This window comes from Rhizobium subbaraonis, assembly GCF_900220975.1.
Classification (GTDB): Bacteria; Pseudomonadota; Alphaproteobacteria; order Rhizobiales; family Rhizobiaceae; genus Mycoplana; species Mycoplana subbaraonis.
Map to the genome: position 1 here is coordinate 126283 of NZ_OBQD01000017.1, position 9128 is coordinate 135410.

At 63.1% G+C, this 9128-nt stretch carries 6 protein-coding genes; all 6 read left to right on the forward strand.

The features are described 5' to 3' along the window. Positions 1–121 precede the first annotated feature (121 nt). Entirely contained in the window at positions 122–3010 is a 2889-nt protein-coding gene (locus CRO48_RS23520) for a phage tail length tape measure family protein (protein WP_097142200.1), read from the forward strand. A gap of 3 nt (positions 3011–3013) precedes the next feature. Continuing rightward, entirely contained in the window at positions 3014–3745 is a 732-nt protein-coding gene (locus CRO48_RS23525; protein WP_097142201.1) for a hypothetical protein, read from the forward strand. Next, positions 3746–4351 (forward strand): hypothetical protein, encoded by a 606-nt coding sequence (locus tag CRO48_RS23530; RefSeq protein WP_097142202.1) that lies wholly within the window; start codon positions 3746–3748, stop codon positions 4349–4351. A 6-nt stretch (positions 4352–4357) separates the two neighbouring features. Further along, the gene (locus CRO48_RS23535; RefSeq protein WP_097142203.1) at positions 4358–4762 is read left to right on the forward strand and encodes a DUF6950 family protein; all 405 of its coding nucleotides are present in this window, start codon (positions 4358–4360) and stop codon (positions 4760–4762) included. Further along, positions 4759–6993, forward strand: coding sequence for a phage tail protein (locus CRO48_RS23540; protein WP_097142204.1), 2235 nt, complete (start codon positions 4759–4761; stop codon positions 6991–6993). Before CRO48_RS23535 ends, CRO48_RS23540 begins: the two co-directional genes overlap by 4 nt. Before the next feature lie 24 nt (positions 6994–7017). Beyond that, positions 7018–9128, forward strand: a 2111-nt coding sequence (locus tag CRO48_RS23545; RefSeq protein ID WP_141402111.1) for a right-handed parallel beta-helix repeat-containing protein, incomplete at its 3' end; no start/stop codon positions are given.

A 9128-nucleotide genomic window follows, 5' to 3' on the forward strand; every position in this document is an offset into this window, starting at 1 on the left:
GTTGATGGCCGAGAGGGCCGAACAAGCGGAGCAGGAGGACATCGTGTCCGAACGCCCGCTCACGCCGGACCTGTTCAACGCGCTGTTCTCGCGCAAGTGATTTCACCCTGAAAGGCAGCCAATGAGTGAATCCTATCTGGGCTTCCGGATCGATAGCTCGCAGGCGTCGTCTGCCGCTGCCGACCTAGACCGGCTCACGGCTGCCGCGACGAGGACGCAGGGGGCCGCCGACAAGCTGGAGGCGGAAGCTGCTAGCCTCGGTGGTGCGCTTGGCCGTGCTGCGGAAGGTGCCGGCAAGCTCAAACAGCCGGTGGACAGCCTTGGCCGTTCATTCGGCGCTCAGGATGAGCACGTTCGCGCTTTCCGTATGGAAGTCGAACGCCTGACGATGAAGTATCAGCCGCTCGCACAGGCGACGAAGCAGTACGAAGCGACCGTCAGCGAGATCAACCGGGCGCACCAACTGGGCGTCATCAACACCCAGCAGATGACCACGGCTCTTGACCGGGAGCGGCTGGCATATGAGCGACTGAAAACCTCCGCAACGACCGCCGGGGCTGCCGTGAAGGCCGCGAATACCAACGTCCGCACCGGAGCCATGGGCAGCGAACGGGCGGCAGGCATCAACGCCGGGTATCAGTTCCAGGATATCGCCGTCACGGCGGCCATGGGAATGAACCCGCTCATGATTGGCCTGCAGCAGGGTACGCAGCTCGCCTCTGTCCTATCTTCGATGGAGCGCCCGGTCTCTGGCCTTGCTGCTGCGTTCACGTCGTTGGTCAGCCCGGTTACGCTCGTCACTGTAGGCTTGACCGCTGGGGTTTCCGCGCTCGTCCAATACTTCATGACAGCCTCCAGCGGTGCCGAAGACACCAAGAAGCTGTTCGAAGAGCAGAACGAGGTCATCAGGCGTGCGGCTGACCTTTGGGGCGATGCCGCACCGGCCCTCAAGGCATACGTCGATGAACTTGATCGGGCCGACAAGATCACGCAGGGGCGCGAAGCGGGTGAGATCCTTGCCGGTCGCTCTCTGGAGGGGCTGTCGGAAGACCTCGACGGGGTGAACCGCGAGTTCATCCTGCTCATGCGTTCTCTGCAGGGTGTGGGAGCCGATCCGGCATTCATCAGGGATTTTCGTGATGCTTTCGGTGATCTCCGCGAGCGCTTGGACGATGGGACCGCCTCGATTGGCGACCTCAATGCTGCTCAGAGGCAACTTACGGCGGCGGTCGCTAACTATGGCACGAAGGAAGTCCTGACCTTCCGGGATGCCTGGGACAAGGTGACAGCCTCTATCTTCCGTGGCGTCGAAGCAGCGCGCGAAGCTCGTTCCGAGTGGATCAAGGCTATTGCCGGCGGCACGAATGTTCAGGACATCCTTTCCGGTGCGACATTCACCGAAAACGGCCGCACCTACCAGAGTGGGGCATTTGCGCCCACCGGTGCAATCCCTGTACCGGGTCGCCGCCCGTCCGATCTGGCCGGCGATCCCGACCCGCTGTCGATCCTGAACTCCGATGGCCGCCTTACCGGCGTCCCGGTTCCCGGCCAGAAGCCGAACTTCTTCGAGCTTGAGCAGCAGAAGGACAAGGTTGACGACGTAACGAAGGCGTACCAGCGGGCACAGGAGGCGCAGGCCGAGTTCTGGCTCGACCTTGGCTTTCAGGAGCGCCAGGCAGGCCGGAGCCCCATCGACCAGCAGGTCGCCTCTACACTCACGCGCTACGGCTTCAACGAGAACCTCAACTCGCCAGAAGCCAATGCACTGCGGTCGCAACTCGAGTTGCAGCAGCAGCGTGAAATGGCGCGGGACGCGATCGGCGGGTTCTTCTCCGACTTCCGCTCCGAGCTTCTGGAGAGCGGCGGAAACATCGGAAAGAGCCTCGGCAACGCAATCCTGAACGCGCTGACGAACGCACTCGACAAGGCCGCGCAGACCGCGCTTGACCGGATGACGAACATCCTCGTCAACGCACTGTTCGGAACGAGCGCAGGCGGTGCGCCCGGGGCAGCCTCCGGCGGCGCGCTGGGTTCTGTAGCTTCTACCGTGCTTGGTGGGGGCCTCACTGCTGCGAACAGCAATGCACCAGCAGCAGCGCGTCCTACTGGCGATATCGCCTCCTACATCACCGACGCGGCGATCAAGCGGGGCATTGACCCCGACGTCGCGCTTCGCGTGGCGCGGTCGGAAGGCGGTCTCGATAGCTGGAACATGCGCGCTGGCTACGTCAAGAACGGTTTTCGGGAGCCTTCCTACGGCCCCTTCCAGCTTCTTAAGGGCGGAGCGGGGACCGGTTTCCCGGCAGGCCTTGGCAACGACTTCATGGCCCGCACAGGTCTGGACCCGGCGCTTGCCGCGAATGGCCCAGCCGGGGTCGATTTCGCGCTCGATCATGCCTCCAGAAACGGTTGGGGCGCATGGTACGGCGCGGCCAAGGCCGGGATCGGCGATTGGCAGGGCATCGGAACTGGCACCACGGCCGTCGATGCAGTCAACAAGCTGGCCGAGTCGGCTGACGCTGCAACCAAGGGCCTCGACACGTTCGGTGGCGGCCTCGGTTCCGTCGGAAACGCCTTGTCCGCTGCTGGATCCCAAGGTGGAGGTGGCGGCGGCCTGCTTTCGATACTCGGTGGCCTCGGCGGTCAGTGGGGCGCAGCAAAAGCCGGTCTACTCAAGCCGGGCCTGTTCGCCAGCGGGACTCCCTTCGCGCCCGGTGGTCCCTCTATCGTGGGGGAGCGCGGGCCGGAACTGCTCGACCTGCCGCAGGGCTCCAACGTCGTGTCGAACCACAAGCTCATGGCGGCGCTCGCGCAGAGCGGTGGGCAGGGCGGCGGCGGTAACACCAAGGTCGATGTGGGTGTCTCTGTCGACAACAATGGCAACCTGCAGGCCTACGTGAAGAGCGTGTCGGAAGGCACCAGCAAGAACAACCTGGCCGCCTACCGCAAGGATCAGCAGCGGGCCGGCTTCGGCAACGACCAGAAGATATTCAGTTCTCGGAAAGGCTGAGCGGTGGCGGTCTACATCAATCAGCCGGATTTCCCGGTGGACTTCCTGCGCCCGACTAGAGCGCTGTTCGACGTCCAGGGCAGCAGCGTTGACGGCGGCGTCAACGGCGTCGGGGATGCCATCGAGATCGGCACCTCCGGCGGCGGGCGTGTCATCGCCTCTTACAGAGAGATGGTGCTCGAAGGTCCCGATGAGCGGCACGAGATCATCAACATGCTTGGCGCCCGTCTCAACGGTGGGATGCGGTTCATCGTGGTCCCGATCGTCACCGACGGTGTAGGGCCGTTCCCGATCATCGATGGGAAGCGCAGGCCGTATGTGACGGGGATCCCGCATTCCGATGGTTCACTGTTCTCGGATGGCTCCGGGTACAGCCAAGCGACGGTCTACGGAGAGGCGGCGAACTACACGCCGCTCAACGCGGGGATCATCTCAATCGACACTGTCGGCCTCAGTCGGCGCCTTCGCCATAGCGATTGGTTCTCGATCTATCACCCGACGAAGGGATGGCGCGCCTACCGTTACTGGGACGTGCTGGACGCGCCGTCTGGAAATAACGGCCGGTATCGCCTCGCGATCTCTCCGCCTCTGCGCGAGGCCGTGAACACTAACACCCGGATCGAGTTCGCCCGGCCACGCTGTGTCATGAAGTTGGCCCGCGGCGAGACGATCCCATGGGAGTGGGAAGCGAACTACTCCGCTCGCCCGACCATCAACTTTGTCGAGGCCAGGTGAATGGGCTGGGTGCCGGACGACGTCATCGAGGCTATGCGAGGCAGCCACGAACTCGGGCTGTTCCTCCGTGTCGATACAGACCCGCCGCTGCGGCTGTGGTTCGGGGTCAATGACGTGCCCATCGGCTTCGACGGCATCGATCCGAACGGCACAGTCTACCTCGGCGGTGGTCAGCTTATCGGCATCCCCTCGCTCGAGGTGTTGGTCAACGGGACGTCGGATGCCGTGGACTTCACGGTTTCCGGCATCGACCCGGCGACGGGGAACCGCATGCTCGAAAGCATCCCACCGGTGCGGGGAAAACTCGTGCAGATGGGGCTCACGACGCTGGACCAATACTACCAGCCGATGACCGACGTCATCCCGATCTGGACGGGGACAGCATCTCACCCGAAAGAGGCGAGGGCACCTATTCAGGCCGGGGAGACAGCAACGCTCTCTCTCAGCCTCGCCGTTGTGGCGGGGGAGAACACCCGATCCAGAGCGGCGCGCACCTTCTGGTCGGACGCCCACCAAAAGGCGCTTTCGCCAACCGACGATTTCTGCAAGCAGGCCGCCCGCCTTGCCCGCGGCGTCGATCCCGTCTGGCCGAATTTCTCTAGCTGAGGCTCCATGACCCTGCACGAGTTTCTTGCCCTGGAACACGAGTTCCGGTGGGGCGGCCTCAATGGTGACGACTGCATGACCTTCGCCGCTTCGTGGGTTGAGGCGTGCACGGGCGTGGACCCGGCCGCCGAGTTCCGCGGGACTTATGACACGCAGGAAGGCGCAGAAGCCCTCATAGCGGCCCATGGAGGTATGGTGGCGCTTGCCGGGCGTCAGCTACTGCCGGTGGGCTGCAAGCGCGTCCAGAGCCCGCAGAGCGGCGATGTGGGCATCGTCCGCGCAGAGGTGGGCATCAACTGGGTGAAGGACGTTGCCGCGATCCGGTTCGGGCCGAACTGGGCCGCTCTGTCTCCGGTGCGCGTCATCGCCAAGCCGTTTGAAACCGTCGCGGTCTGGAGGCTGCCTGTATGAGCCTTCATCACCGGATGATGCTTCAGCGGTATGGGCTGGGCATCACGACGTCCCTCTACAGCGAGGTGGTGTTCGATCCGATCTTCACGCCGCTGTTCACGTCGATCTTCGGGGCCAGCTTTGCGGCGACGACGGCCGGATCGTTCCTGATCTCTACGGCCAGCTTCATCGCGACGACGGCGATCACCATGGGCATCCAACTGCTCATGGCGCCGAAGCCGCCGAAGCCGGAAGACGTGAAAATCCCGCGTCGTCAGGCGATCCCGTACCGGCAATGGGCCGTGGGCCGTGTCCGAGCCGCCGGCGCCTACATGCTCTGGGAGGCCAAGGGCTCCCGCCTGTTCGGTGTGCAGGCCATCGCCGGGCACAAGATCAAGTCGGTCAACCGCTACTATCTGCACGACGACCCCATCGAACTGTCGGACCTGGACGGCAACGGACAGCTGACGTTCGACGGAGAGCGGTACGGCAACAACGTCTGGCTGTTCCACCGGCTGGGGGAGCCGACCGAAACCGCCTATGCCGACATCGTCGACAAGCTCGGTGCTGAAGGCGTCTGGACGAATAACCACCGGGGCGACGGGCAGGCTTCTGTCGCGATGATGGCGGAGAACCCGGCAGCCGATCGCCAGCAGCGCCGGTTCCCCCATGGCGCGCCCAGCGTCTCGGTCGAGATCGATGGAGCCTATGTCTTCGACTACCGGATCGATGATGATCCGTCGAACCCGGCCGCCTGGGTGTGGTCGCGCAACGCCGCGCTCATCATGGCATGGCACCAGTGCTTCAGCGAGTTCGGCCACCGCCGCAGCTATGAGCGGGCGATCCTGCCGGTCCTCGATATGTGGGTCGAGGAAGCCAACATCTGCGACGAGAACGTTCCTCTCGCCGGCGGAGGCACTGAGAAGCGCTACGAGTGCAACGGCGTCGATACGACGGAGAACAGCCCGAAGGTTGCGACGAACGCTATTCTGGCCTCCTGTGACGGCTGGATCTGCGAACGCGGCGACGGGGCTCTCCTGTTCACCGTGGGCAAGTTCCGCGAAAGCAGGTGCGGGGTCATCACGGACGCCGATATCGTCGGCCATCAGGTCGAATACGGGGTTCTGCCGGAAAACGAGATCAACCGGCTGATCCCCAAGTTCACCTATCCAGCCACAAACTACACGACGTCGGATGTCGACTATTTCGATGACGTGCCGGCACAGATCGAGGCGGGTAGGGTTCTTGCCGAGGAAGCGGATTATGGGTGGTGCCACCAGTGGCGACAGTGCCGCAGGCTGGGCATCCGTGACTGGCGACGGGAGCAGCAGAAGGTATCGGGCGCGCTCGACCTTCGCCTCTCGGCCATCAACTCGGTCTACTACCGCTGGAACCGGATGGAGACGCCGCTGTCTCTGCCGCGGCTCGACGGGAAGATCACGGAGAACCGCCGCGCTGTCCTCGCCCTGCTGTCGGGTGGCTTCAACATGGAGATCAAGCAGCACCCGGAGAACATCGACGCTTGGAACCCGGCGACGGACGAAGGCGCGCAGCCGCCGGTCCCGGTTGGACCGGATCCGGATATCGTCCCGGCGCCGGTCGTCAACCTGATCCAGGTCAAGGAGAAGGGCGGCACGGCCTACCTTCGCGTGGTCATCGTGGACCCGGACGAGGACAGCTACACGCCCATCGTACGCTACAGGGTGGCCGACAACGGGTCGGGCAATCCCGGTGCATGGCTGGAACAGAAGTTCCCTGAGGCCACTGCATCCGGCGGGTTCGTGGAACTGGCGACGAAGCCGGTTCCGGTCGATCAGCCGCTACAGGTGCAGGTCGCATTCGAGCCGAGTGACGGGGAATACGGCGCTTGGTCGCCGACGGTGGATCTCGTTGCCGGCAAGCAACTGATCGTCAACGGTGGGTTTTCGTCGAACTCTGCATGGAGCCTCGGAGCAGGCTGGACGATTGGCAGTGGCGTTGCATCCCACACCAGCGGCGGCACTCTCCTCCGGCAGGACATCGATCTCGAAGCCGGCGCGACGTACCAGGTCAACTACACGGTCACTTCGATCGGCGCCGGAGAGACCGTTCGCGCCCGCCTTCGTGGCGACAGCGACAACTTCGGCGTCGATCGCATCGCGACCGGCACGTTCTCCGAAATCATCGTTGCTCCTGATGGGGCAGCCACATTCGCGATTTCAGCATCCGGCGCAGTCAGCGTGGACAACGTCTCCGTCCGGCGAACCGGCTAGTTGCACACACATAAGGATTGAACAATGGCGATTGCACCCATCACCGTTGGCGACGTCGATTCGATCAACAAGATCAATCAGGCGATCGAGAAGGCGAACCTCGTTGACGGGAAGGCAGAACAGGCCGCGGTCGATGCGAAGGCATCGCAAACCGCGCTCGATGCGGAGGTGTCCGCACGCACGTCTGCGGTGACTGCCCTTCAGGCGCAAGTCAACGCGAAGGCCTCCAAGTCGGCGCTTGACACGACGAACGCAGCTGTTGCGACGAAGGCCTCTCAGGCTGACCTTGATATGACCGCAGCCGACGTCGGTGCGGGTAACTGGTCGCGCCCGGGCGAGGCTGGACGGCTCTGGACGCAACAAGTCGAGGGCAACCCTGGGCAGACGCCGCCGCTGCCAACATCCATGGTTGCCGTTGACAGCGAAGGTAGCGTCGTTCGCGTGACTGGCGCGAAGACTGTTGGCCCGATCCGTGCAACGCGGATCGAGCCTGGGCGTATCTATCGCGTCCGGTTCGTCGTGCGGCGGCGCGAAAACCCCGCCGATCCTTCGAGCCATACCGTGCGCCTCGCAGTTCGGTGGCTAGCTCGCGGCAAGGGCGCTCTGTCGACCGCAATGGGGATCGTGCAGGACATTGCGGCACTCACAGTCGCCGGAGGCCGCACCGAAATCAGCGCCGTGATTGCGCGCTCTGCGGGGGTGGGTGTCAACCTCGTTGCGCCGTCAGGCGCCGTCTACTTCCGGCCGTTTGTCCAGACCTATGGCGATGACGGCGTGACCGATATCGAGGTAGTCGATGTCGTCGATATCACCGACGCCGTTTCTGTTCCGGTCGATGTTGGCCAGTTCGAAAGCCGCGTTGAAGCGCTGGAAAGTGCGGATGCCGCTACCCGCCTTGATGAGGTGGAGAGCCAACTCGGCGGGGCGCAGCTTCGGGACTATCTGACGCGCGACACTGTGGCGTCTGCGACTGTCTCAGAGACGGTCGATGCGATTCGCGTCATGCAGTATGACCTCTCAAAGCCGGTCGCGCCTACAGCATATAGGCGCGCAGCTGTTGAACCCCCGTATGGCGGCGTTCAGTCGGCTGATGGCGCTTGGTGGGAGCCGGAGGACGCAATCCAGATCGATACCCGCTCATTTGGCGTTAACGCTGATGGAACAGATCAGCGCGTTTCCATACAGAAGGCGATTGATTTCGTTGCCGCGAAGGGTGGCGGGACTGTCCTCCTGCCGCGCGGCACAATCATGATTGGCGGCGTTGGCCTAGCTGTTCCATCGAACATCACCATCCAGGGGGCGGGTAAGGGCATCACGATCATCAAGAGGGTCGCGGGCGCAACTTGCCATGCCCTCAGTATCCAAACTTTCGCCGAAAATGTGAGAATTTCCGATCTTACCGTAGACGGAAACAAACAGGCAGAGGTGCAAGGCTCCATGCCAGGGTACCATGCCATTCGTGGCGCAGGGACGCGCAGCCTTGTTCTTGAGCGGCTTCACGTCAAGAACGCCATCTACTACGGCATCGGCCTGCAAGGCGTCGAAAACTTCGAATATGACGTGCGTATCACAGACTGCGATGTTGAGGCGTGTGGTGGGTGGTCCAATAGCGGGGCGGGTTCTGGCGACGGCATCGATATCAAGTCAGCCCATCGCGTCTGGCTGACGCGCGTTCGTTCGTGGGGCAATGCGCAAAAGGGGTTCGACCCTCGCGCGTACCTTTTGGAAATGACCGATTGCCACGCAGAAGGGAATGGCGATTCCGGTATCCACGTTCGCGGTCGCGGCGACCTGTCGACCACCGTCCGCGGCAAAATCACCATCAAGGGCGGGTCATCTGTCGGTAACGCCGTGAATGGGATTGTTGTGTCGCAAGATGAGCCAACGGTCGTCGCAGACGTCTCGATCTCCGGCATGAAGGTTTTGGAGAACGCGGCAAACGGCATTCTCATCTACAATTCGATTTCCATCACAGTGGAAGGCTGCATCTCTCGTGACAACGGCGGCACTGGCATTCGATCCACGGCGGAGGAAGGCTGCTTCACCGGAAACCGCCTGATGAACAACGGGACGTACGGATTCGATGGGGCGGCCCAAAACAACAGAAATATTGTCTCCGGTAACATCTGCCTAGG